We start from the raw sequence: 21,966 nt of genomic DNA, 5'->3' as shown, positions 1-21,966 counted from the left end.
AAGCTGGAGCCCGTGCGCAGGTGGTGTGGCGACAAGCTGACAGGAGTTGGCTGTAGGTGCGGCATTCTCCTCGACCTCGCTGGGCACCAGCGGCTATGCGCCCGCGAGCCGGGCGCGAGGCGAACTCAGGAAGCCCAGTCGCACCGGCTCTACCGACTGCGTCCTCCGACAGAAGGTATTCATAACGCGACTCCTTGCTCAGTATGAGAGAGACGTACTAGCGAAGGGGTGCGTACGGGATGCGCAAGACCACGCATTGCGATCTATGCCCAGGTCGTTGGTCGGGGGCCGGTGCCTGTGGTGAGTGCCCTGTCACGGAGTTCCGTCTTGAGGCACCACCGACCACGCCGATATCAGATCGTGATGAGCCACCGGCCGCCGACTTCTCGCGCCCCCACCCCTTGGACATCAAGAAGGCCGACAATGAAGTGACGCGCCACCTGTGCTGTGCTGCCCAGGCCGACATGGTGTTCGCACAACGTCTGTTCGACCACATCATCCGCCAGCCTCAGCGTGGTATCGCCGTCTCTCCAGGGGTCCACCTCCCGGCCATCCTCAGGCATGCATGCTCGGGGAGGCGACGCCGGGCATTACGGGACTGCGCCTTCACCGCGATCAATCTCCTCGGCGTGCTCACCGTCCTGGGCTCCGTTGCCGGCGCCGTCTACACCCTGTCGCTCACACCACTTCGCTTCGTACCTTGGGCACTAGGCGCCATGCTGATCGGCACTACCCTCGTCAAGTTCGTATACAAGCTCGTCCACAACCGGATGATCGCTGTAGTCCTCAGCCCTGGCCGGTTCTCGGCCGCCAATGCGCCTAATCCCATCAAGCCCTTGCTACGCCGCCGGCTTGCGCAGATAGAGGAACTGACCCAGGGGAACGTATCGATTTACCGGAAGTTCGAACCGTTCACAGGCTATGGGGAGGTCATCGGGGGCTGGTCTTTCGCGATCGACGTAGAAAAGCCGCGACATGAGGGCGGAATAACCATACCCTTCGAAGTTCACAACATACGTCAATATGTGGCCACCCAGGTCAAGGCCCTGGACTGGAAAGGACTCGAAGTAGAGGACCGAATCTTCGTCAGCGGCCGCGACGTGCAGAAAAACGATGGCTTCGTCGACCGGACCGGACGTCCGCTTCCCACAGTAAATGGTGAGAGGTTTGACAGCCTTTTGGCGGAACGAGACGCAAGAGCACGCCCCTATACCGTGATTCGCTTGATCGGCTGGGACGGCGAGCTGGCGCTCACCATCTTCCTCCGCTTCGCCATCGTGAAGAAGAACTTGTTCATCGAGGCGAGCCACTCCGTGCTTACGCCACTACAAGCTCGCTATCACAGCTACGACAAGATCAAACCCATCGCGACGCCGTGGGGCTTCGCGCGTTTGGCGGTGCGCAGCCTGAGCATCTTCGAAGGAATGATTTCGGCATTCGCCCACTTGGGGGAATTCATCCAGGACCGCCGGGCGCTTGCCGATACAGATATTCCTGTTCATGAGCGGACTTTCAACCATGGCGCTTCCTACTGCGTACGCGAAGAAGCCAGCGACTTACGCTACCGCCGTTACTTCCAGAAGCTCGATAGCGAGATGTACACAAAGGTGGTCGAACAGCGAGTTTTCGACGCTCTGGTGCAGTTCTTCGATGACCACAACGTACACACTGGGGAACTGGTAGAGCGGCAGACGACGATCCTCAACAACGGAGTGCTCGTGACAGGCGGTGGTTCCCTCAACGCTGACAGCGTCGCGGCGGGAGAGAATGCTCAAGCCACTAGCTACGGGTCTGCATCCAGCGGGAAAAAGGGAAGGTGAACAATCATGCCTGACAATTACGGCATACAGGTGAGCGGCGGACAACTGACCGGTTCCTCAATCGCGGCCGGCCCTGGGGCGCGGGCCATATCGTACGGCTTCGGGTCCCAGCCGTCAGATCAAGCTACAAGCCTCGATCAGGCTGCAAAACACGAAAAGGAACGCAACGTCTTCGTCATTCACGGGCGGGATGAGCAGGCACGCAGCAAGGTATTCGACCTCCTCCGTCGACTTGGCCTCTTACCGCTGGAATGGGAGACTCTCGTCCGCGAGACGGCAACTATGAGTCCTCACCTGCTGGATGTGGTCGGGCGAGCGCTCGATATCGCGCAGGCGATAGTGGTCGTCATGACTCCTGACGACGTCGTCCAGCTCCATCCCTCACTAGCAGAGGACGAAGACGAACACGACTTGCAGTGCCAGGCGCGTCCGAACGTGCTTTTTGAGGCCGGCATGGCCTTTGGGGTCGCCCCCAGGCGGACACTGCTGCTACGTCTGGGAAAACTACGGCAAGTCTCGGATATCAATGGACTAAACTACGTACAGGTCAACGGTTCCCCCGGGAGTGTCTTGAAACTCCGTCAGCGACTCGAGACAGCAGGATGCCACCTGACAAGCACAGGTGTGGACTATATCGATCCGGAGCTACTGCGAGACCTTTCCGCTTACACCCGCCGGCCTCCTCGATAGGCAGAAGACCGGTGTCCCTGATCCACGGCTTACGCCAAGCCGTTCACACCTCGCGAGGCCGTGTCCTGCTGACGACGCATTTCTTCATTGCTTTTGGAGTGATCTCCGCCGCCGTCCAGTTCGTCGGCCAAGTCTTCGGAGTGAGTTTCAGTAGTCCGGGCAGCGTGACGGTCATCTCCCTGACCGCTTGCCTGGCATGGGGACTGGTACGCGCGTATCCGCACAGTCGCATATCCCGCGACTTCACCCACCCCGAGATGACGATCACCATCCAGGTCGGCGATCTCCTGAAAGAAGACGCAGATCTCGTAGTTGGATTCAGCGACACGTTCGACGCCGACACCACCGATAACCGGATCATCAACGGCGACAGCCTTCAGGGTCAGCTGTTGGACCGAATTTATGAAGGAGATCTGCGGCGGCTGGATGAGGAACTGACTTGTGCCTTATCTACCACGGTGCCACTATCTACAGAAACCAAGGAGTCGAAGCCCGGAGGGAAGCTGAGCCGATATCCGATAGGCACGGTTGCGGTGATCGGTTCACCACGTCGAAGGATCTACTGCCTCGCCTACAGCAGGATGGGCAATGACCTCGTAGCAAAGTCGTCCATGGACGACCTATGGCTCAGCCTCGGACACCTGTGGACAGCCATCAGTCAGAACAGCCAACTCCGTCACGTGGCAGTACCCGTCATGGGTGCGGAATTGGCGAGGGTGCACGCCCTGGACAAGGAGAACCTTCTCAAGATGATCATCCTTTCCTTCATCGCGCGCTCCCGGGCTCGTCCTGTCTGCCGGCGACTCACAGTGGTCATCCGTCCCAACGACATTGAAAAAGTGGACATGCTGGAGATGAGGGCGTTTCTCACCGCACTGTGACTCCCGCCAGCCGCCAACGCCACAGGATCTGCGAACCGGCCTGTCACAGCGACGCAGTAGCTCGGTCAACCGCGGGCGGGCGTGCGGAAGACCTGGCGGACGTGCCAGGTGATGTGGTCCGGCTTGACCGCGTCCAGGCCCGGTTGGGGTTCTCGGGCCGGGCGTCCGGCCAGGGAGAGGACCATGTCGCGGGATGCCTGCGAGCGGCCCACGTATCTGGCCGAGACGGTGATGGTCCGGTCCTGTGTCAGCCCGAGGACGCCCTTGTCGAACAGTTTGTGGTGGATCGCGCACAGGCACAGCCCGTTGGCCAGGTCGTCCGGGCCGTCGAAGGCCCACCAGCGGACATGCGCCGCGTCGAGGCCCACCGCCGTGCCGTCCAGCCAGCCGTCGTACGCGCAGAACGCGCAGCAGTACTCGTACGCCATCAGCACCTGATCGCGGAACCCGGGGCCGCGGCGGACCGGCGGTGGCTTCCTGACCTCGGCGGTGGTCTCCGCCGTCTCCAGGTCCAGGCCGGCCAGCATGCAGAGGTCGGTGTGCAGGGACGGGGCGAAGTTGGCGTCGAGAAGGTAGCGGGCGATCCGTCCCAGCAGGCCGGGTTCCTCCGACAGGGCGCGGGCCAGGTCGGGGTGGAGGCGGCCGGCGGCCTGGCTATCGCGCAGCCTGCCGAGTTCGGGGCCCGGGCTGCCCGGGCCGTGCAGGGTCTCGACCAGCCAGAGGCCGTCGCTGGTCAGGTGGTGGAACGGGTAGCCGGGGCTGGTGTCGCGGGGCGGGCCGTACTCCTTGAGCAGGGTCTTCAGCTCGGCCTCGGCCGCGCTGAAGGGGATCGGCCGGTTGCCGTGGCGTTGGAACCGGCCCAGGGCGTACAGGAGGAGGAGCGGTTTGTGCGGCGCGCGTTCGCCGCCTCTGGTCCAGCGCCGGATCTCGGCGACCCGCTCGATCCAGTCCACGATCGTCAGTGTAGGGCGATCTTCCGGTTGTTGGAGGTCAGCAGATCTGCTCGCCGGGCTGGTGGGTTGATCACAGTCGGCTTCAAGCGGATCGCAAGGCGGACGGCCTATCTCTAGAGGTGATCACGTCACGTACCATCCCGGAGTCCCTCATGCGCCTGCTCGCCTTCCTCGCCGCCCTGGCCCTCCCCCTCACCTTGGCCTCCCCGGCCGCCGCCGACCGCACGTCCTGGAAGTGGGGGACCGTGTACTCCGCTGACGCCAAGGCCAGCGCCTGGGGCAGGGTGACGGTGGGACAGTCCGGGTTCGTCGTCTCCGGCAACGTGCGGGACATCCCCGGCAAGGCCTGTTCCTGGGCTATCGTCCGCGCCCAGAGTGCGAAGAACGGACGCTGGAAGACCCACGGCTTCTACTACTGCAAGCCCGGCGTCGGCACCTTCCGCCAGAGCTACGGGTACGTGCTGCAGATCAAGATCCAGGTCTGCCGGGGCACCGCCAAGCAGCCCACCGGGTCGTGCTCGAAGTCGAAGACCATCTTCACCCAGGGCGGCTAAGGCACTGGCCATCGGTGGTAGCGGGCGGCGCGGGCCTCGTCCTCGGTGCAGAAGAAGCGGCTGTCCAGTGGGGTCACCAGGTAGTACTCGCTGCTGGGCATGGTGTAGCTCTTGGCGGCGGCGAAGTCCGTGGCGACGAGCGGCAGGCCGCCGCACCTGATCACGTGGATCGGGAAGCTCGCCATGGCGGTGGTGAGCGGTGTGACGAGCGCGATCACGTACATCACCATCGCCGTGACGAGCGCCCGCAGCCAGTCGGGCGCGAGCCCGATCAGTGCGAGGGGGATCAGGCCCAGGATGTAGGCCAGTGCCAGCAGCACCAGGTACCAGCCCAGGAAAGCCGCTGGTTCGTGCAGCGACGAGGCCGCCACGGCCAGACCAGCCGTCGGGATGACCAGGAGGAACGCTGCCAGCCACGCACTCGCCACAGCGAATCGCTTCATATGGATATGACGGGTCGGGCCGGGGGTTCGTTCGGGTCGATCAGCCACGGGCGGGCGTCGGAGCCGGCACCCGCGTAAATAGGGCAATCGGGGCGGTTAAGGGCGCGGCCCGATGACCACTCAAGGTAGTTGCCATGTCACAATGAGTGTCATGCCGTCCCCCCGACATGACGCACTCATTCAGCTGTTCAAAGACCGGCCCGAGCTGGCAGTGGAGATCTTGCGCGACCTCAAGGGAGTGGAGATGCCCACCACTCCGCTGATCCGCGTCGAGGACAGTACGTTCAACACCCGCCCCTCGGGGGATCTCGAAGCTGACGTGGTCGTCGTCCTGGGACCACCCAACGAGCCCGCGCACGCCATCGTCGTGGAGATCCCGCACGACAAGTCCAAGGACCCGAAACAGCTCGCCCGCTATGCCACCGCACTGTGGCTGCTGCTGCGCTGCGACGTCACCGTCCTGGTCGTCTGCCCTGACCAAGGGGTCGCCGCCCACTACGCCACGCCGGTCGATTCCGGGCTGACCGGCTACCGCCTGCACCCTCACGTTCTGGGACCGGACAACATCCCGAGATCCCCGACCCCCACGAGGCGTCAGCTCAGCCCGCCCTCTCGGCCCTGGCGGTCATGGCCCACGGCCGACTCCTGAGGAGATCACGAATTCCCGCGGCTTCACGCTTCCGAACGACACCCGAGCCCGCACCACCACCTGCACCGGCCTGATCCAACTCGAAAACTGGGCCACACGCGCCGTGACCGCGCAGACCCTCGACGACCTGTTCGACGGACCGGGAGACCAACGCGGCTGATGCAGGAGCGGCGGACCGTTCAAGGGGCGCTGGGCGGTTCGGTTCCGTACGCCTCGTGCAGCATTCGTACGAAAGACGGCGCCTCAGGCAGGGAGGTCGAGGCGATCTGGTGTACAGGCACCCCCGGCGTCCACGAGTTCATGACCACGGCCCCAGCCAACGCCGGCAGGTCGGCGAGCGTGATCTCCTGAACCCGCTGGGGGACGCCGAGCCGGTCCAGTTGCCGGCGGACGATGGCCATCGTGGTGCCGCCCAGCATCTCGGCCTCGGGCCACACCACCGCCGCCCCGTCCCAGAAGGCCAGGTTCCAGATGGACCCTTCGCTGAGCCGGCCGCGGCGGTCGAGGAAGGCGGCGTCGTCGAAGCCGCGGGCGACGGCCTGGCGCAGGAAGTACGTCTTGGCCACCTCGCCGACGTGTTTCACGGCGGGGAGGACCCGTTCGTGCTCGACCGCCGCCAGCGAGAGCGGCCCTCGGGGGCCGGACGCGGGCGGGCCGGTGCGCACCAAGAGCGAAGGCTCCAGGTCGGTCGCGGTGAACTCGCCCGCCGGGGAGTACACGGTGGCCGTCAGGGAGAGGTCGGCCGGGCCTGCCAGGAGGGCCGACCGCAGCCGGGCCCGAACCTGATCGTCGGGGAGTGCCCGGCCGAACAGCTCCATGGAGGCGGATCGCAGCCTCTCCAGGTGGAGGTCGAGACCTCGTACGCGACCTCCCCTGACCTGCATGGCGGTGAAGTGGGCGTAGCCCGCGAAGGCGAGCGGCGCCAGCTCCGCGGCGGTCGCCGGGTGGCCGTCGCGGTGGACGACGAAAGAGGACATGGCTTGCTCCAGGGGTGATGACGCGGGCCGGAATGCCCGTTCGACGAGGCGACGTTATGGCTTCACACCGATGGAAAGGTCAACTCATGCTGATCGGGGAGCTGTCCCGGCTGACCGGGGTACGCCCGAGGATGCTGCGCTACTACGAGGAGCAGGGGCTGCTCGACGTCAGCCGCGCCGCCAACGGCTATCGCCGTTACGGCGAGGATGCCGTCGTCACCGTGCGGCAGGTGCGCGCGCTGTTGAAGGCGGGTCTGTCCACCGAGGTGATCCGTACGGTGCTGCCGTGCGCGCGGGGCGAGCGGCCGGAGTTCGACTGGTGCGCGGAGCTGTGGGACATACTCAACGGGGAGCTGGCGGCCATGGACGAGCGCATCGACGACCTCCAGCGCAACCGGAGCACGCTCGCCGGCCTCCTCATGCGATAGGTAAACGACCAGTAACCCTCTTGTATGGTAGGGAATAGGCCCCGCGCGGGCGGGGTTGTCGCGGGCATGGCAACTCTTGGATTGATCGGCAGTGGCAACATCGGTGGCACGCTCGCCCGTCTCGCCGTCGATGCCGGTCTCGACGTCGTCCTGAGCAACTCGCGCGGCCCGGAGACCCTGGCCTCGCTCGTCGAGGAGCTCGGCCCGCGCGCCCGCGCCGCCACGCCGGCCGAGGCGGCGGCCGCCGGCGACTGGGTGGTGGTGACGATCCCGCTGCGCGGCATCGGCCAGGTGCCGGCGGAGCCGCTGGCCGGGAAGGTCGTGCTGGACACCGGCAACTACTATCCGCAGCGCGACGGGCGGATCCCGGAGCTCGACGCGGAGGAGACCACGACCAGCGAGCTGCTCCAGCGGCAGTTGCCCGGGGCCAAGGTGGTCAAGGCCTTCAACAACATCTACTTCAAGCACCTGGCCTCGCTCCCCCGCCCGGCGGGCGCCGCCGACCGGACGGCGCTGCCGATCGCGGGGGACGACGCCGGGGCCAAGGCCGCCGCGACCGAGCTGCTGGACACGCTCGGGTTCGACGTGGTCGACGCGGGGCCGCTGGCGGAGGGGTGGCGGTTCCAGCGGGACACCGCCGCGTACGTGGTGCCGTACGCGCACGCGCCGCAGGGCGCCGGGATCTCCGCGGACGACCCGGGCTCCCCCGCCGGCGCCGACGAGCTGCGCACCGCGCTGGCCGCAGCGCTCCGTTACCGCGACATGGAGTGACTCACGGCCCGCTCTTCACCAGCAGTTCACGGGCCAGGACGTCGCCCCACCAGTTCTCGACGCGGTCGGGTGACCAGCCGCGCTCGCCGGTGAGCACGGCGTAGACGTCGATGTTGCAGATGGCGGCGTAGACGTCGACGGCCGTCGCCACGTCCAGGCCGGCCCGCAGGACCCCGTCCGGCCACGAGGAGAACACGTGGACGCGGGTCTCGTCGGCGCGGCGGCGGCCGTCGCTGTAGAGGGTGGCCAGGTCCGGCTCCGTGCGTGCCGCTTCCCGTACGAGCATGATGATGTCGCCCGAGCGCTCGTACAGCCGGCGGTCGAAGCCGGCCATCGCGCCGAGCTGCCGTGCCGGGTCCGCGGCGGGGTCTTCGAGCTCGGCCAGCAGGTGCGGCACGTCGCCGCTCAGGTCGGCGGCGTCGGCCAGGGCCCGTGCCAGGCCGGTCTTGTTGCCGTACGTCGCGTAGACGGTCGGCACGGAGACGCCCGCCTCGCGTGCCACGTCGCGCACCGTGGTCTGGGCCCACCCCCGGGTGAGGAAGAGCGTACGGGCGGCCCGGGCGATCTCCGCCCGGGTTTCCAGCGCCTGGGTGGTGCGGCGCAACGACTCGTAGCGACGCCGCTCCTGCTCCTCGCTCATGATCCCCCATTTGGCTTTACGGTGCCTATAATCAATATAAGTGGCGTCGAATCGCAGGTGCCACGACGGCCAAGCTAGCGGAGGTGCGTACGTGAGACTTGTGATCTTCGGGGCCAACGGCCAGACCGGCCGGATCGCCACCGCCCAGGCGCTCGCCGAAGGCCATGCCGTCACCGCGGTGACCCGGCATCCGGAGGAGTTCCCCCTGGACGATCCCGGGCTGGCGGTGGTGAAGGCGGACGCGCGGGACGGCGCCGCGGTGGACCGGGTCGTGGCCGGGCACGACGCGGTGATCTCGACACTCGGAGTCCCGTACGGCTCGGCGGACACCACGACGGCCTCCGAGGCCGTTGCGGCCATCGTCGCGGCCATGACCGCCCACGGGCTCCGGCGGCTGGTCATGGTCACCTCGACCGGCGTGCCGATGAAACCCCCGCCCGGCGAGACGCTCTTCTACCGAAAGGTGATCATGCCGTGGCTGCTCAGGCTGGGACGTCCGCTGTACGAGGACGCGGGGCGCGCGGAGGAGATCGTGGCGCGCAGCGACCTCGACTGGACCGTCATCCGTCCCGCGGGCTTGTTCGACCGCACCGGCGTCACCGATTACACCGTCGGCCTCCCGCAGTTGGTCGGCCGGTTCACCTCCCGCCGTGACCTGGCGGACGCGCTCATCCGGGAAGCCGTCGAAGACCGCAACCCACGCGCCGTCGTCGAGGTCATCACCACCGAAGGCACCCCGAACCTTTACCGCATGCTCGTGAAGGAAGCGCTGCACATCGGATGACCCCGGAAACAGAACGGGCACGACCCCCCTTGGCAAGGGTCGTGCCCGTTCGTCAGCCCGGCGCCTGGGGCGTCACCGTGACGCTCCCCCCATGGAACGAAGTTTTCTGACGGTGACTGCGCCGGCCGCTGGGATGTGACGTCGTCAGGTGACGTCCATGCACCACATCGGCTTGCCGTCGATGGTGCAGGGGTACCAGATGTCCGGCGGCCTGGCCTGGGCCGATCCGGCGGCGAGGGACAGTGCGGCCGCGGAGATCACCGCCACGGCGGCGATCCGGCGAACCGCGCGCCCGAAGGCGCCGTTCTTGTTGTTGTCGGTCATGGTGAGGATTACATCGGGCCGCTCTTGTGACGCTCTTGGAACCGGCTGGGAACGGGATGCAAGTCAGAGCCAGTAGACCGCCAGCAGGGCGATGGCGAAGGCCAGGGCGATGAAGGGGACGGTTCTCGGCTGACGGGCGGCTTCGCGGCGGGAGGAGATCACCAGCACGACGATCAGGGCCAGCGCCACCACCAGGTGCACCCCGTACCACCAGATGGTGGACACCTCGCCCAGCAAGGTCCTGCTGAGCAGGTCGTCGACGGTCGCGTAGCCGGACAGGGTGGCGGCCATGGCCAGGCCGAACGCCGCGAGCGCGTACCGGTGCCGGGCGACCAGGAGCCAGACGAAGGTGCCGAAGGCGAGGACAGGCCAGGACTGGAGGTGCACCTGCCGCAGGAGCAGCCCGCCGGGCACGTCGAAGCTGATCCGCAGGGACGAGCTGTAGGCCTCGCTCATGGGGACGCCCTGCAACGGCGCGTACGAGCCGTCGTAGACGATCGTGTGGTCACCGGGTGTGAAGTGGTATGCCAGGAAGGCTCCGGTGACGACGGCGAACAGGAAGATGAAGATCAACGTGTCGCCGATTAATTGGCCCGCTCGCTCCATTCGCCATATCCCACCACAAGAGAGACGCTCGCGTATGCGGTTGAGAGGGCGGTGCATGGACGGTCCCGGCCCGTACGCACACGATGAGGGCATGCTGGTTCTGCCGCTCATCGCCCTCGTGCTGCACGGCGCCCTCGCGGGCCTCTTCTACGCCTTCTCCATGTCCGTCATGCCGGCGCTCAACGCCGTCGAGCCCGCTCAGGCCGAGACGGTGATGCGGAGCGTCAACAAGAAGATCCTCAACCCCTGGCTCTACGTCGCGTTCCTCGGGGCGCCGGTCGCGGCGCTGGTCGCCGGGCTGTTCGCCGACGGGCCGGCCGCGGTCTGGTTCTTCGCCGCCGCCGGGGTGAACTTCGTCGGCTCCTTCGTGGTCACCGTGGCGATCAACGTGCCGATGAACAACGCCGTCGACGCGGGCACGATGCCGTGGAGGGAGTACTCGCCGCGGTGGACCGCCTGGAACACGGTCCGGGCCGCGGCGTCCCTGGCCGGCCTCGCCCTGGTGGGCGTCGGCCTGGCCTGGCTCTAGCGCCAGCGGGACTTGCCGTCGAGGTAGCGGCCGGCGTCCTCCAGGCTCTCCGGCTGGTACGGGGTGAAGAGGTTGGGGGCGAAGCGGCTCCGGTACGCGTCGAAGATGTGCTTGTACATGTCCCAGTGGATGTCCGGCTGGCGGTGGCGGGCGCGGTGGGCGGCGATGGGGATCTGGGCGACGACGAGCTTCTCGAACTTGCTGTCCGCCGCCGCGATGACGTTGCCGTCCGGGCCGTAGACGGCCGAGCCGCCCGCGCCGGTGTCCTCGAAGTACGGGGTGTCGCGCGGCAGGAGCGAGTTGTTGACGATCGCGGTGTAGACGCGGTTGTGCAGGGCGGAGGCGCGCACGTCGATCTCGTTGAAGCTGCCGCTGGCGGTGCGGAGGAAGACCTCGGCGCCCTTGACGGCGGCGGCGCGGAAGAGCTCGGGCTCCAGCTGGGTGGACGACATGGAGATGTTGCCCAGCGGGGTGCGGGCGACGGGCACGACCTCGTCGATGCCGTACTTCTCGATGTACTCGTCCAGCACGTCGTAGACGGTGGTGGTGAACAGTTCGACGCCGCCGAAGACGCCCTTGACGTTACGGGCCTTCCAGTGCTTGGCGACGATCTCGCCGTCCGGGCCGATGAGCGTGGTGATGCTGAGCACGTGGCCGGGCCAGTCGGGGTCGCGGACGTACGCGCCGAAGGCGATGTAACAGTTGTGCTGACGGGCCTTGGCGGAGATGGCCTCCGACTCGGGGCCGGGCAGCTCGATGCAGCGCCGCTCGGCTTCGGCCTTGGTCCAGTTGTCCCAGCCGCTGATCGGGAACTCGTGGAAGAACAGCAGGTCGGGCCGGTAGCCGAAGGGGGTGTGGAAGCAGTTGTCGATCAGGTGGAGCATGTGGTCGAGGTTGGCCCGCATGCCGGACGGGTCGGGCGTCGGGTTCACGGTCGACTGGACGACGCCGAGGGTCCAGACGTCCTTGGCCAGGTCGACGGTGGGATAGAGGCCGTCGGTGTGCTGGGTCATGCGGTCTCCTCGTGGATGCAGGCGATCAGGCGGCCGTCGGGCGCGGGTTCGAGCGCGGGATCGGTGGCCTCGCAGGCGGTGGTGGCCAGCGGGCAGCGGGTGTGGAAGCGGCAGCCGGGCGGCGGGGCCAGCGCGGAGGGCACCTCACCGGTGAGCGGCGCCGCCGGTGGGCGGCCGGGGTCGGGCACGGCGGCGAGCAGCGCCCGGGTGTAGGGGTGGCGGGGGTCGTCGAAGACCTGGTCGGCGGTGCCGGTCTCGACGAAGCGGCCGAGATACATGACGGCGACGTCGTCGGCCAGGTGCCGGGCGATGTCGATCTCGTGGGTGATGAGCACGTAGCTGAGCCCGAGGCGTTGCCTCAGGTCCTGGAGCAGGTTCACGAGCAGCGCCTTGACGCTGACGTCGAGGCTGGCGGTGGGCTCGTCGAGCACGAGGACCTTCGGCTCGACGGCGAGCGCGCGGGCGACGGTGACGCGCTGCAGCTCGCCGCCGCTGACGCCGCCGGGCCTGCGGCCGAGGTACTCCTCGGTGAGGCCGACCAGGTCGAGCAGCTCGCGGACGCGGGCGTCGCGGGCCGCGCGGCCGGGGTGCAGGCCGTGCACGGCGAGCGGCTGGCGCAGCGCGTGCCCGATGCTCTTGCGCCGGTTCAGCGCCGACCAGGGGTTCTGCGACACGAGCTGGATGGCGCGGCGGTCGGCCTTCTCGCTGCCCTGCACCTGGATGCGGCCTTCGGTGGGTTCGGCGAGCCGGACGAGCATGCGGGCGATGGTCGACTTGCCGCAGCCGGACTCGCCGATGACGGCGAGCGTCCGGCCCTGCGGCACCTCGAAGGTGACGCCGTCGACGGCGCGCAGCGTCCTGCCTCCGCCGGTGCGGTAGTGCTTGACGAGACCTTCGGCGCGGACCGCGATCATGCGGACTCCTCTGCCACGTGGCAGCGCACCAGCGACTCTCCCACCGTACGGACCTCCGGGTTCTCCTCGTGACAGCGCTCGGCGACGGACGCGCAGCGCGGCGCGAACGGGCATCCGGCGAGCCGGTTGGCGCCGGTGACGGTGCCGGGGATGGTGCGCAGCGGCTCGCCCCTGCGGTGCCGGCTCGGCATCGCGTCCAGCAGGGCCCGCGTGTACGGGTGGCGCGGCGTCGCGAACAGTTCGGCGGCGGGGGCCAGCTCGACCAGGCGGCCCGCGTACATGACCCCGATGCGGTCGCTGACCTGCGAGATCACGCCGAGATCGTGACTGACGAAGATCATCGAGCAGCCGATCTCGTCGCGCAGGTCCAGCAGCAGCCGCAGCACCTGGGCCTGCACGGTGGCGTCCAGCGTGGTGGTGGGCTCGTCGGCGAGCAGCAGGTCGGGCCGCTTGCCGATGGCCGCCACGGCGATGAGCAGGCGTTGCAGCTGCCCGCCGGAGAACTCGTGCGGGTAGCCGTCGAGCCGGTCGAGCACCGCGCCGAGCCCGACGCCGGCGAGCAGCTCCTTGAGCCGCCCGTCGTCGAGCCCGTCGAGGTGCCAGCGCAGCTGCCGGCCGACGGGCGTGACCGGCGAGAGCGAGGTCATGGGCCGTTGCGGGATCAGCCCGATGCGGTCGCCCCGCAGCTTGCGCATGCCGTCCTCGCGCAGCTTGACGAGGTCGGCGCCGTCGAAGGCGAGGCGCCCGGCGTCGAGGCGCGCGTTGGGCGGCAGCATCCGCGTCAGCGCGGTGAGCAGCGTGCTCTTGCCCGACCCCGACTCGCCGACCAGCCCGAGGATCTCGCCGCGGGCGAGGTCGAAGGAGACCTCGCGCACGGCGGGCACGTCGCCCTCCCTGGTACGGAAGGCGACCCCCAGGTCCCTGACCGACAGCAGCGCGCTCATCAGGTGAACTGCACGGCGGGGACGCTGATGCGGCTGACGCTCATGCCCGGCTCGTCGAGCGGCGAGACGTCGGTGCGCTGCGCCACGAGCATCTTCGGGTAGACGGGCGGGATGATGATCGCGTCCGCCGCCAACAGGCCGTTGATCCGCTTGCACAGCTCGGCCCGCTCCGCCTCGTCGTCGGCGGCCCAGGCCTGGCCGAGCAGCTTGTCCACTTCCTCGTTCTTGTAACCGAAGTTCAGCGGATACGCCGAGTTGGTCACGTTCAGGAGGGAGAAGGCGGTGCGCCCGGCGCCGAAGCCGGTCTCGAAGCTGTTCATCACCAGGTCGAACTTGCCCGACGCCCACTTCTGCACCCAGGGGCCGACGTCGAGGGTCTCCAGCGTGCAGGTGATGCCGGCCTGCTTCCAGCCTTCGACGAGCACCTGGCCGATGTTCTTCATCATGGCGTCGCTGGTGATCGTCAGGGTGAACTTCAGGTCGCTCGCGCCGGCCTCGGCCAGCAGCGCCTTGGCCTTCTCGTGGTCGGGTGCCTCGCCGTAGATCTGCAGGGACGGGTCGTGGCCCTCGACGGCGGGGCCGATGGGGCCCTGCGCGATGGTGGCGGTGCCCGCGTACGCGACGTCGCGCACGCCCTTGCGGTCCATCGCGTACGCGAGCGCCTGCCGCACCTTGACGTCGTCGAAGGGTGCCTTGTTGGCCGTGAAGTAGGTGATGATGTCGCTGGGCGCGTCGACCTCGTGCACCTTGACCTGCGCGTCCTGCTTGAGCAGGGCCACGCTCTCCGGCGTGACGTCGGTCATGATGTGGATCTTGCCTTCGCGCAGGTTGACCAGGCGGGTGGCGGGGTCGGGCACCGCCTGGAAGACGACGCTCGCGAGCGCGGGCTTGTCGCCGTGGTAGGAGTCGTTGCGGCTCAGCTCGACCGACTGGCCCTGGGTCACCTTCTCGATCGTGAAGGGGCCGGTGCCCATGGTGGTGTCGGTCTTGGCGACGAAGTCCTTGTGGATGATCGGCAGGTTGGTGAGGTGGGCGCGGAGCACGCCGTACCGGGCGGTCAGGGTGATCTTCACGGTGTGGTCGCCGTCCGCCTCGGCGTCCTTGACGTAGCCGGCGAAGAAGACCGTCCAGTCGCTGGTGGACTTGGGGTCGGAGACGAACTTCAGCGCGGCCACGACGTCCGCCGCGGTGAACGGGTCGCCGTTGGCGAAGGTCACGCCCTCCTTGAGCTTGATGGTCCAGGTGAGGCCGTCGTCGGAGATCTCCGGCTCGCCGTCGGCGAGCAGCGGCACGGATTTCAGCGACGCGTCGTGGGTGTAGAGCGACTCCACCACGGGGTCGGTGATCCAGTGGACCCGGCTGGAGGTGGTGTAGAGCGGGTTCAGGTAGTCGGAGATGGAGGTGACGCCGAACGCCAGCTTGGTCGGCTTCGGGCCCCGGGAGGCGGCCGGGGCCGGGGTCCCCGACGTGCCGCATGCCGTCACGGCCAGCGAGCCCGCAGTGAGCAGGCCGGCCATCGCCAGGAAGCGGCGGCGGCCGATGATCGCTTCATTCATCACGATGTTTCCTTCAGAGGTGGAGGTGGTGAGGCTCAGCGCCGGCCCTGCGCGTCTAGCGCGTCGCCGAGGCCGTCGCCCGCGAGGTTGAATCCGACGGTGGCGACGAGGATGACCAGGCCGGGGATGATGGAGTACCACCACGCGCCGAGCAGCATGTAGCTGGTCGCGTCGCCGAGGATGTTGCCGAGGCTGGGCCGCGGCGGCTGGATGCCGAGGCCGAGGAAGCTGAGCGCGCTCTCGGCGAAGATCGCCACGCCGAGCCACAGGAACGCCTGCACGAGCACCGGCGGCAGCACGTTGACCAGCACCTCGCCGCCGATGATGCGCCAGCGCGGCACGCCGATCGCCCGGAGCGCGTCGACGTAGTCCTCCTGGACCTCGACCAGGGTGGCCGAGCGGGTCACGCGGGCGAAGTACGGGATGAAGCCGACGCCGAGCAGCAGCACGACCTTGGTGGTCGCGGTCACCGTCAGCGGGCCCCAGTGCGAGTCGCCGGTGCCGGTGATGCCGATGACGAACAGCGCGAAGACGAAGAGCGGCAGCGCCTGCAGCGCCTCGAGCACGCGCATGATCAGGTCGTCGGGCCAGCGTCCGCCGAAGTACCCGGCCACCAGCCCGGCGGGCACGGCGACGACCAGGCCGAAGGCGACGCCGGCCGCCGCCACGAGCAGCGAGACGCGGGCGCCTTCGGCGGTGCGGGCGAACAGGTCGCGCTGCAGGTGGTCGGTGCCGAACAGGTGGTCGGCGCCGGGGGCGGCCAGGGTCAGGCCGGTGCGCGCGTCCGGCGAGCCGGCCAGCAGCGGCCCGGCCACGGCCAGCAGCAGGAACAGCCCGAGCAGGGCCAGGCCGGCCCAGGTCAGCGCGGACATCCGGGGAAGCACTCGGTTCATGGTCAGCGGGCCGTCCCGTTCAGGAACCCGGCGCGGATCCGGGGGTTGAGCACGAAGTAGAGGAGGTCCACGATCAGGTTCGTGACCAGGAAGACGGTGGCGGTGATCAGGGTGCAGGCGATGGCCAGCGGGTAGTCGTGCTGCTTGAAGGCGGCGACGATGGTCTGGCCGATCCCCGGCAGGTTGAACACGTTCTCCACCAGCACGGTGCCGCTGATGAAGACGCCGAGCATGAGCCCGATCACGGTGGCCGTCGGGATGATCGCGTTACGCGCGGTGATCCGGCGCAGGATGCGCCGCTCGGGCATGCCCATCGCGCGGGCGAACGACACGTAGTCGGCCTGCGCGGTGTCGATCATCGAGGCGCGCAGCGTACGGGCGATGATGGCGCCCGAGCCGAGGCCGAGGGCGAACGCGGGCAGGATCACGCCGCGCAGGTTCTCGATCGGATCGTCGCCGAAGCGCACCCATCCGCTGGAGGGCAGCACGCCCTGGACGTAGAGGCCGAACACCACGACGAGCACCAGGCCGAGCCAGAAGCTCGGGATCGACAGCGCGATCACGCTGATCACCCGCACGCAGCCGTCCAGGAACGAGTCGCGCTTCCTGGCCGCCACGGCTCCGGCCAGGAGGCCGGCGGCGACCCAGAACACGAACGCGATCAGGCTGAGCTCCAGGGTGACGGGGAGCCGCTCGGCGATGATCTCGATGACCGGGCGGTCGCTGAACAGTGAGCGGCCGAAGTCCCCGGCCAGCAGGTTGCCGACGAAGGTGCCGTACTGGACCCAGATCGGCTGGTCGAGGCCGAGCCTGCGCTCGACCTCGGCGACCTTTTCCGGGGTGGGGTTCATGCCCAGGTAGGCCTCGGCGGGACCGCCGGGAGCCGCCCTGAGCATGAAGAAGACGAGCGTCAGGACGATCAGCAGGACCAGTGCGAGACCGGCGACCCTGCGCCCGACGTACCGGAGCATCGCGGGCCCCTTTGTGCTCGACGCTGTTTCGCGTGGCGGACTGTCATTACGGTGAGCGGAATACTAGCCACGCCACAAGCCGAGATGGAAGGGTTTTTCGCTCCAACTTGAAACATTGTTCCGCAGAAAATCCAGCCCTCGACCTCAGCTCACCTGGACGCGGCGGTCATGGAACGCCGTCACGGTGAGCGGTACGGGACTGTTCGAGGGTTCTTCCGGCTACCGGGCCGCCCAGAGCATGCCGCGTTCGATGATCGTGCGCACGGTGTCGTTCCGCAGCACGTCGAGGCTGTGTCCAGGGGTGGTGACGAAGACGCGGCCGGCGCCCCAGCTGCGGGTCCAGATGGCCGGCGAGGTGACCTCACGGTGCCAGGGGTCCCACGGGCGGACCTGCTGCGTGGTCGTGGCCAGCACGTCGATGTAGTCGTCGGTCAGCACCCAGTACTGCTCGGTCACCAGGTCGAAGTCCGTCAGGCCCTCGGTGATGGGGTGGGCGGCGGCCTCGGGGAGCAGGTTCACGGTGTACGGCACGAAGTTGTGCGCCTCGGCGCTCTCGTGCGGCTCGGCCGGGTCCTTGCCGGGGTGGCAGGCGAACTGCCCGCCGATCAGGTGGAGGTAGTCGGAGGAGTTGCGGAAGGAGTCGGCGATGCCGCCGTGCCAGCCCGCCATCCCGGTGCCCGACTCGACGGCGGCGCGCAGGCCCGCGAGCTCGCCGGGCTCGATCGTCCCCATGGTGTAGCACTGCACGACCAGGTCGACCCCGGCCATGAACGCGGCGTCCGCGTACGGCTCCGGGGAGCCGGCCAGGTGCACCTCGAAGCCGTGCGCTTCGAGGAAGGGGACGAAGAGGTCGGTGGCGGCCACCGGGGCATGTCCTTCCCAGCCGCCGCGCACCACCAGTGCCTTACGGTTCGCCATGCTCGCGCCAATCGCTCGGAGGGTCGACGTATCCGATCGTCGCATTTTCCGGGTCATAGCCCTGCACGGGCGGCGATCGCGCTGATCAGCCGGTCACCGAGACGGACCAGTGCTTCTGGCAGCTGGACGGGCCGATGAGGTTGGTGTCGCAGCCCTTGATGTTCCACCGGTAGCCGCCGTTCGTCCGCGCCCTGACGATGTAGCGGCCGCGGAAGCCGCCCGCGGTGTCCTTCTGCACCCCGTGCGGGTCGGCGGCGCTGGTGTAGCGGACGAGGAAGGTGTCGAACTCCTTGGCCGTCCGGTGCCAGTCGACGTACGCGTTCCCGCCGGCCGACCAGGCCGCCACCACGAAGTTCCCGCCCAGCTTGGGCGACCAGGCCAGCTGGCCCCGTTCGAACGTCTGACGGCGGCCGGCCCAGCCGACCCCGTTCTGGTGGATGTCGCGCTCGCCCGTGGTGGGGCAGCCGAGCTTGCCGTTCGCGCCGCCGAGCTGCTGCCAGCGGGCGCCGATGAGCCCGTACGGCTGGATCTTGCACGCGGTGCCGGTCGCGGCGTGCGCGGGCACGGTGGTCAGCGTTCCGGCGGCGGCGAGCGCCGCGACGAGCGTGAGGGACAGGCGACGGTTCATCGCGGCGCTCCTTGGGGGTCGGCTGTCTCAGTGATACGACCTGTCGCTTGCCGGACGCTTGACCGCCGCCTTCTGGCAGGCCCTGTCGGCGGTGGACAGATGAGGTTCCGACATGTCACCATCGCAGACATGATCGTGAGGAAGGACGGCGCCACCCTGAGCCGGTGAGCGCACGCGCGCAGCGGGAAGCTGCGACCATCCGCGAAGAATGGCTGGGCCTGGCGCTGTCGACGCGGCTCTGTCACCGTCAGGCGGCCGAAGCCGCCATCTCGGAGCTCTACCTCCTGGCCGGGTTCGCCCCGCCGCGTTTCCACTGGGCCTCCTCGCCCGTGACCGCCCTCGCCACCGTGCCGCCCGGCGTCCGGCCGCGCCCCGACGAACCCCCGGAGCGGGTGCAGGACTGGCCGGTGGTGAAGAGCCTGACCCGCATGGCCGGCGAGCTGCGCGGGCGGGTCGACGCCGCCGTCAGGGGCGCCCACCTGGAGCTCGACCAGGTGGTCCGCCGCGAGGTGCACGACCCGCTCTCCTGGACGGCGCGCCGGCTCGTCCCGGTGCTGGAGGCCGCGCACGACCGCCCGCTCCGGCGCACGAGCTGGTACGAGGACGTCACGGCCGTCGCGTGGCAGGCGCGGCACGACGCGCTGCGCCGGCTGGGCGGCGTCGAGGTGTTCAGCCGGGCGCAGAAACGGCAGGCCCACCTGTGGTCCGTGGTGGCCCGCTCGTGCGGCTGGTGGTGGCCGCGCCGGGATGTGTGCGTGCTCTCGGAACGCCCGGCCGAGCTGCGCACAGAGGTGTGCGGCGAGCACGGCGAGGTGCGGCTGCACCACGACGGCGGCCCTGCCGTGCGGTTCGCCGACGGCTGGGACGTGCACGCCTGGCACGGCACCCGGGTGCCGTCCTGGGTGACCACCGATCCGTCCGCCGAGCGCATCGGGCGGGAGCGCAACGTCGAGGTCAGGCGGTGCGCGATCGAGCGCCTCGGCTGGGCCGCCTACATCGAGCAGGCCGGCCTCCGGCTGGTCGCCGCCGCCCCCGACCCCGGCAATCCCGGCTTCGAGCTGCGGCTGTACGACGTGCGCGCGGGCACCAGAGTGCTGCTCGCCGTCAACGGGTCCGTCGAGCGCGACGGGCGCCGCCGCCGCTACGGGCTGACCGTGCCGTGGTACTTCGACGACCCGATCGCCGCCGCCGGCTGGACCTACGGGCTGTCCGCCGGCCAGTACGCGAGCCTTCTCCGCCGAACCTGAGGTGAATGCCATGAAAGTGACTCTCGCCACCCTCGAAGAGCAGACCGGACTGACCGCGCTCGACCACCTGGAGCGGTCGGTGCGCATCCCCGTCGTCGACGGGCCCCAGGCCCAGGGCGACCTGATCGTCATCCCGCTGGCCATGATCGCCGCGTCCGTCCGGATCCCGCCGGCCGCCGTGGCGTGGGAGTGGATCGACGTGCCGGTGGAAGGCGTCGACCTGCTGCGCGGCGAGGCCGGCGGCAACACGCACACCCTCGTCGCCGAACCGTACACCTGCCGATGGACGCGGCGGCTCCACGACTCCGAACGGCTGGCCATCGGCGTGTTCGAGACCACCGCCCCGGCCTACCTGCTGCACCCGGAGCACGGGGCGACGGGCTGCGCTCCGGGCACGTACGTGATCCGCCGGCAGCGCGAGCAGGAAGGCCCGCGGGCCCGCCTGGTCGCCGACTGATCCGTCAGGGGCAGGCGGGGAACAGCGGGCGGGTGCCGGTCGAGTAGACCGACGGGTCGGTGAACCGGCACCCGTAGCGCGGGTCGGCCACCACCGAGCGGGTGACCACGTCGTCGCCCGCGGGCCGGGGGCCGCCGCGCTGCCACCGGACGAGGTCGTCCCAGGCGGCGCCGGCCTCGGCGTCGCTGAACTCGCAGTGGCCCACGGCCCTGATCGCCCGCTGCACCAGGTGCTTCGTCCTGCCGTGCCGGGCCACGTCCTTGAAGTAGTGCTGCTCCATCGAGAACGGCACGAAGTTGTCGCCCAGGTCGTGCAGCGACAGCACGGGCACGTCGATCCGGCCCGACACGCTCGCCACGGCCGTCAGCCCGCGGGTGAACCGGGCCACCGGGTCCTCGGGGGCCACCCGCCGGACGGTCGCGTTGACGTTCACCGGCGAGGAGGGCGTGTAGCGGGTGCCGACGTTCGTGCCCACCCGGCCGGGCTGCTGCGCCAGCGAGCCGCCTTCGTCCGGCCCGGCCAGCCCGAACAGGAAGTCCTTCCAGTACGCGAACGCGGCGTCCGCGCCCGGCCGCTCGCCGCCGCCCTGGTTGATCACGATGTCGCGGAACTGCGCGCCGACCGCGTCGCCCGGATCCAGCCGCTCCCGCATCTTCGGTACGGCCGAGGTGGCGTAGTCGGCCGGGAACGGGTACGCGGGCACGTCCGCCAGGTCCTGGGCGACGAGGTGGAAGTCGAGGAAGAAGTCGAACAGCTCGTGGTCGCCGAGCACCCCGCACATCGGCATCGCGGCGTCGTAGAAGCCCGGGTACTGCTCGATGGAGCGGGCCGTGATGTGCCCGCCCATCGACACCCCGGCGATGAACGTGCGCTTCGGCTTGCCGACCACCCGCGCGAAGTGACCGGCCAGCGCGCGGGTGCTGACCACGCCGGCCCGCACGTCGTAGTCGTTGGCGTAGTACGAGGACGCCGCCCACGCGTACCCCTGGTCCAGGAGCCGCTGCCGGAGCCCGTAGCCGGGCGGGTCCACGGAGAGCACCCTCGTGGCGCCGCGGAAGCCGTGGGCCCACATCGCCAGGCCGCCGTTCCAGCGCGGCGGCACCTCGATCACGTACGCCGCGTGCTCGTGCAAGCCCTGCAGCACCCTGGCCGGCATGCCGTCCACGAGCGCGGGCGGGAGCGGCGGGTTGTCGACGGTGTAGCCGGGCAGCGGCTGGTCGCCGGGCACGACGGTGCGCGCGTCCGCCGCGGCGCCCGTGCCGGGCACGAGTAACGCGGCGGCCAGGGTGAGGGCGCAGAGAACCAGGCTCGGACGGCGCATCAGCCGTCACCTCCGGGCAGGCTGATCGGGGGGTGCGGGTGATTCGTTCATACTC

The 21,966-nt window shown here is 69.0% G+C and carries 26 protein-coding genes; 11 read left to right on the top strand and 15 right to left on the bottom strand.

What is annotated here, in order from left to right; all coding sequences use genetic code 11:
- Positions 1 to 239: 239 nt before the first annotated feature.
- From ABD999_RS28610 to ABD999_RS28600, 3 genes are read left to right on the top strand one after another with little or no spacing between them, the layout of a single operon-like run.
- Entirely contained in the window at positions 240 to 1,820 is a 1,581-nt protein-coding gene (locus ABD999_RS28610; protein ID WP_271276149.1) for a tumor necrosis factor receptor family protein, read from the top strand.
- A gap of 6 nt (positions 1,821 to 1,826) precedes the next feature.
- Positions 1,827 to 2,510 (top strand): TIR domain-containing protein, encoded by a 684-nt coding sequence (locus ABD999_RS28605; protein WP_271276150.1) that lies wholly within the window; start codon positions 1,827 to 1,829, stop codon positions 2,508 to 2,510.
- 11 nt (positions 2,511 to 2,521) lie between these two features.
- Positions 2,522 to 3,391, top strand: a complete 870-nt coding sequence (locus tag ABD999_RS28600) for a macro domain-containing protein (RefSeq protein ID WP_271276151.1) — start codon at positions 2,522 to 2,524, stop codon at positions 3,389 to 3,391.
- A 65-nt stretch (positions 3,392 to 3,456) separates the two neighbouring features.
- Here the strand turns inward: ABD999_RS28600 and ABD999_RS28595 are convergent, their stop codons facing one another.
- Complete coding sequence (locus ABD999_RS28595; protein ID WP_271276152.1) at positions 3,457 to 4,344, bottom strand: phosphorothioated DNA-binding restriction endonuclease; 888 nt, start codon at positions 4,342 to 4,344, stop codon at positions 3,457 to 3,459.
- A gap of 152 nt (positions 4,345 to 4,496) precedes the next feature.
- Here ABD999_RS28595 and ABD999_RS28590 point away from each other — a divergent pair, with 152 nt between their 5' ends.
- The gene (locus tag ABD999_RS28590) at positions 4,497 to 4,898 is read left to right on the top strand and encodes a hypothetical protein (protein WP_271276153.1); all 402 of its coding nucleotides are present in this window, start codon (positions 4,497 to 4,499) and stop codon (positions 4,896 to 4,898) included.
- Here ABD999_RS28590 and ABD999_RS28585 read toward each other — a convergent pair.
- Positions 4,895 to 5,341, bottom strand: a complete 447-nt coding sequence (locus tag ABD999_RS28585) for a hypothetical protein (protein WP_271276154.1) — start codon at positions 5,339 to 5,341, stop codon at positions 4,895 to 4,897. The genes ABD999_RS28590 and ABD999_RS28585 overlap by 4 nt on opposite strands.
- 244 nt (positions 5,342 to 5,585) lie before the next feature.
- Between ABD999_RS28585 and ABD999_RS28580 the strand changes: the two genes are divergently transcribed.
- A complete protein-coding gene (locus ABD999_RS28580) occupies positions 5,586 to 5,990 on the top strand; it encodes a hypothetical protein (RefSeq protein ID WP_271276155.1) in 405 nt (134 codons plus the stop codon).
- Positions 5,991 to 6,169: 179 nt separating this feature from the next.
- Here the strand turns inward: ABD999_RS28580 and ABD999_RS28575 are convergent, their stop codons facing one another.
- A complete protein-coding gene (locus ABD999_RS28575; RefSeq protein ID WP_271276156.1) occupies positions 6,170 to 6,967 on the bottom strand; it encodes an aminotransferase class IV family protein in 798 nt (265 codons plus the stop codon).
- Positions 6,968 to 7,053: 86 nt separating this feature from the next.
- On the opposite strand from ABD999_RS28575, the gene ABD999_RS28570 reads away from it, so the two are divergent.
- Positions 7,054 to 7,395, top strand: coding sequence for a MerR family transcriptional regulator (locus ABD999_RS28570; protein WP_148035035.1), 342 nt, complete (start codon positions 7,054 to 7,056; stop codon positions 7,393 to 7,395).
- Positions 7,396 to 7,461: 66 nt separating this feature from the next.
- Complete coding sequence (locus tag ABD999_RS28565) at positions 7,462 to 8,166, top strand: NADPH-dependent F420 reductase (protein ID WP_271276157.1); 705 nt, start codon at positions 7,462 to 7,464, stop codon at positions 8,164 to 8,166.
- A 1-nt stretch (position 8,167) separates the two neighbouring features.
- Here the strand turns inward: ABD999_RS28565 and ABD999_RS28560 are convergent, their stop codons facing one another.
- Entirely contained in the window at positions 8,168 to 8,806 is a 639-nt protein-coding gene (locus ABD999_RS28560; RefSeq protein WP_271276158.1) for a TetR/AcrR family transcriptional regulator, read from the bottom strand.
- A 91-nt stretch (positions 8,807 to 8,897) separates the two neighbouring features.
- On the opposite strand from ABD999_RS28560, the gene ABD999_RS28555 reads away from it, so the two are divergent.
- Positions 8,898 to 9,590 (top strand): NAD(P)-dependent oxidoreductase, encoded by a 693-nt coding sequence (locus tag ABD999_RS28555; protein WP_271276159.1) that lies wholly within the window; start codon positions 8,898 to 8,900, stop codon positions 9,588 to 9,590.
- 144 nt (positions 9,591 to 9,734) lie between these two features.
- Here the strand turns inward: ABD999_RS28555 and ABD999_RS28550 are convergent, their stop codons facing one another.
- On the bottom strand, positions 9,735 to 9,914 hold the full coding sequence (locus ABD999_RS28550) for a hypothetical protein (RefSeq protein ID WP_148035039.1): 180 nt from the start codon (positions 9,912 to 9,914) through the stop codon (positions 9,735 to 9,737).
- A 63-nt stretch (positions 9,915 to 9,977) separates the two neighbouring features.
- Complete coding sequence (locus ABD999_RS28545; RefSeq protein WP_345482971.1) at positions 9,978 to 10,487, bottom strand: cytochrome b family protein; 510 nt, start codon at positions 10,485 to 10,487, stop codon at positions 9,978 to 9,980.
- Positions 10,488 to 10,611: 124 nt separating this feature from the next.
- Here ABD999_RS28545 and ABD999_RS28540 point away from each other — a divergent pair, with 124 nt between their 5' ends.
- Positions 10,612 to 11,049, top strand: a complete 438-nt coding sequence (locus ABD999_RS28540) for an anthrone oxygenase family protein (RefSeq protein WP_271276161.1) — start codon at positions 10,612 to 10,614, stop codon at positions 11,047 to 11,049.
- Here ABD999_RS28540 and ABD999_RS28535 read toward each other — a convergent pair.
- The 8 genes from ABD999_RS28535 to ABD999_RS28500 form a co-directional block, all read right to left on the bottom strand.
- A complete protein-coding gene (locus ABD999_RS28535) occupies positions 11,046 to 12,062 on the bottom strand; it encodes a nitrilase-related carbon-nitrogen hydrolase (protein ID WP_271276162.1) in 1,017 nt (338 codons plus the stop codon). The genes ABD999_RS28540 and ABD999_RS28535 overlap by 4 nt on opposite strands.
- On the bottom strand, positions 12,059 to 12,976 hold the full coding sequence (locus ABD999_RS28530; RefSeq protein WP_271276163.1) for an oligopeptide/dipeptide ABC transporter ATP-binding protein: 918 nt from the start codon (positions 12,974 to 12,976) through the stop codon (positions 12,059 to 12,061). Before ABD999_RS28530 ends, ABD999_RS28535 begins: the two co-directional genes overlap by 4 nt.
- Positions 12,973 to 13,920 (bottom strand): ABC transporter ATP-binding protein, encoded by a 948-nt coding sequence (locus ABD999_RS28525; protein ID WP_271276164.1) that lies wholly within the window; start codon positions 13,918 to 13,920, stop codon positions 12,973 to 12,975. Before ABD999_RS28525 ends, ABD999_RS28530 begins: the two co-directional genes overlap by 4 nt.
- Complete coding sequence (locus ABD999_RS28520) at positions 13,920 to 15,476, bottom strand: ABC transporter substrate-binding protein (protein ID WP_271276165.1); 1,557 nt, start codon at positions 15,474 to 15,476, stop codon at positions 13,920 to 13,922. Before ABD999_RS28520 ends, ABD999_RS28525 begins: the two co-directional genes overlap by 1 nt.
- A 35-nt stretch (positions 15,477 to 15,511) precedes the next feature.
- A complete protein-coding gene (locus ABD999_RS28515; RefSeq protein WP_271276166.1) occupies positions 15,512 to 16,360 on the bottom strand; it encodes an ABC transporter permease in 849 nt (282 codons plus the stop codon).
- Between the two features lie 11 nt (positions 16,361 to 16,371).
- Positions 16,372 to 17,340: an ABC transporter permease gene (locus ABD999_RS28510; protein ID WP_271276167.1), complete on the bottom strand. Its 969-nt coding sequence runs from the start codon at positions 17,338 to 17,340 to the stop codon at positions 16,372 to 16,374.
- 219 nt (positions 17,341 to 17,559) lie between these two features.
- A complete protein-coding gene (locus ABD999_RS28505) occupies positions 17,560 to 18,258 on the bottom strand; it encodes a ThuA domain-containing protein (protein ID WP_271276168.1) in 699 nt (232 codons plus the stop codon).
- A gap of 85 nt (positions 18,259 to 18,343) precedes the next feature.
- On the bottom strand, positions 18,344 to 18,886 hold the full coding sequence (locus ABD999_RS28500; protein WP_271276169.1) for an LGFP repeat-containing protein: 543 nt from the start codon (positions 18,884 to 18,886) through the stop codon (positions 18,344 to 18,346).
- Positions 18,887 to 19,050: 164 nt separating this feature from the next.
- Between ABD999_RS28500 and ABD999_RS28495 the strand changes: the two genes are divergently transcribed.
- Together ABD999_RS28495 and ABD999_RS28490 are read left to right on the top strand one after the other, a co-directional pair.
- Positions 19,051 to 20,133 (top strand): DUF6745 domain-containing protein, encoded by a 1,083-nt coding sequence (locus ABD999_RS28495; RefSeq protein WP_271276170.1) that lies wholly within the window; start codon positions 19,051 to 19,053, stop codon positions 20,131 to 20,133.
- A 10-nt stretch (positions 20,134 to 20,143) separates the two neighbouring features.
- Positions 20,144 to 20,590 carry a hypothetical protein gene (locus ABD999_RS28490; protein ID WP_271276171.1) on the top strand — a complete coding sequence of 149 codons (447 nt, stop codon included), beginning with the start codon at positions 20,144 to 20,146 and terminating at the stop codon, positions 20,588 to 20,590.
- A 4-nt stretch (positions 20,591 to 20,594) separates the two neighbouring features.
- On the opposite strand, the gene ABD999_RS28485 is transcribed toward ABD999_RS28490, so the two are convergent.
- Positions 20,595 to 21,911: an alpha/beta hydrolase family protein gene (locus ABD999_RS28485; protein ID WP_271276172.1), complete on the bottom strand. Its 1,317-nt coding sequence runs from the start codon at positions 21,909 to 21,911 to the stop codon at positions 20,595 to 20,597.
- Positions 21,912 to 21,966 lie beyond the last annotated feature (55 nt).

This window comes from Nonomuraea ferruginea (assembly GCF_039540635.1).
Taxonomy (GTDB): domain Bacteria; phylum Actinomycetota; class Actinomycetes; order Streptosporangiales; family Streptosporangiaceae; genus Nonomuraea; species Nonomuraea ferruginea.
This window is presented reverse-complemented; position numbering and strand designations above follow the sequence as displayed.

What these genes read in the sequence shown, in the direction of transcription:
- ABD999_RS28525 (WP_271276164.1), bottom strand. Translation starts at nt 13,920, where the DNA reads ATGAGCGCGCTGCTGTCGGTCAGGGACCTGGGGGTCGCCTTCCGTACC.
- ABD999_RS28560 (WP_271276158.1), bottom strand. Translation starts at nt 8,806, where the DNA reads ATGAGCGAGGAGCAGGAGCGGCGTCGCTACGAGTCGTTGCGCCGCACC.
- ABD999_RS28610 (WP_271276149.1), top strand. Translation starts at nt 240, where the DNA reads ATGCGCAAGACCACGCATTGCGATCTATGCCCAGGTCGTTGGTCGGGG.
- ABD999_RS28490 (WP_271276171.1), top strand. Translation starts at nt 20,144, where the DNA reads ATGAAAGTGACTCTCGCCACCCTCGAAGAGCAGACCGGACTGACCGCG.
- ABD999_RS28580 (WP_271276155.1), top strand. Translation starts at nt 5,586, where the DNA reads ATGCCCACCACTCCGCTGATCCGCGTCGAGGACAGTACGTTCAACACC.
- ABD999_RS28570 (WP_148035035.1), top strand. Translation starts at nt 7,054, where the DNA reads ATGCTGATCGGGGAGCTGTCCCGGCTGACCGGGGTACGCCCGAGGATG.
- ABD999_RS28565 (WP_271276157.1), top strand. Translation starts at nt 7,462, where the DNA reads ATGGCAACTCTTGGATTGATCGGCAGTGGCAACATCGGTGGCACGCTC.
- ABD999_RS28485 (WP_271276172.1), bottom strand. Translation starts at nt 21,911, where the DNA reads ATGCGCCGTCCGAGCCTGGTTCTCTGCGCCCTCACCCTGGCCGCCGCG.
- ABD999_RS28540 (WP_271276161.1), top strand. Translation starts at nt 10,612, where the DNA reads ATGCTGGTTCTGCCGCTCATCGCCCTCGTGCTGCACGGCGCCCTCGCG.
- ABD999_RS28575 (WP_271276156.1), bottom strand. Translation starts at nt 6,967, where the DNA reads ATGTCCTCTTTCGTCGTCCACCGCGACGGCCACCCGGCGACCGCCGCG.
- ABD999_RS28590 (WP_271276153.1), top strand. Translation starts at nt 4,497, where the DNA reads ATGCGCCTGCTCGCCTTCCTCGCCGCCCTGGCCCTCCCCCTCACCTTG.
- ABD999_RS28585 (WP_271276154.1), bottom strand. Translation starts at nt 5,341, where the DNA reads ATGAAGCGATTCGCTGTGGCGAGTGCGTGGCTGGCAGCGTTCCTCCTG.
- ABD999_RS28505 (WP_271276168.1), bottom strand. Translation starts at nt 18,258, where the DNA reads ATGGCGAACCGTAAGGCACTGGTGGTGCGCGGCGGCTGGGAAGGACAT.
- ABD999_RS28535 (WP_271276162.1), bottom strand. Translation starts at nt 12,062, where the DNA reads ATGACCCAGCACACCGACGGCCTCTATCCCACCGTCGACCTGGCCAAG.
- ABD999_RS28530 (WP_271276163.1), bottom strand. Translation starts at nt 12,976, where the DNA reads ATGATCGCGGTCCGCGCCGAAGGTCTCGTCAAGCACTACCGCACCGGC.
- ABD999_RS28500 (WP_271276169.1), bottom strand. Translation starts at nt 18,886, where the DNA reads ATGAACCGTCGCCTGTCCCTCACGCTCGTCGCGGCGCTCGCCGCCGCC.
- ABD999_RS28605 (WP_271276150.1), top strand. Translation starts at nt 1,827, where the DNA reads ATGCCTGACAATTACGGCATACAGGTGAGCGGCGGACAACTGACCGGT.
- ABD999_RS28520 (WP_271276165.1), bottom strand. Translation starts at nt 15,476, where the DNA reads ATGAATGAAGCGATCATCGGCCGCCGCCGCTTCCTGGCGATGGCCGGC.
- ABD999_RS28510 (WP_271276167.1), bottom strand. Translation starts at nt 17,340, where the DNA reads ATGCTCCGGTACGTCGGGCGCAGGGTCGCCGGTCTCGCACTGGTCCTG.
- ABD999_RS28550 (WP_148035039.1), bottom strand. Translation starts at nt 9,914, where the DNA reads ATGACCGACAACAACAAGAACGGCGCCTTCGGGCGCGCGGTTCGCCGG.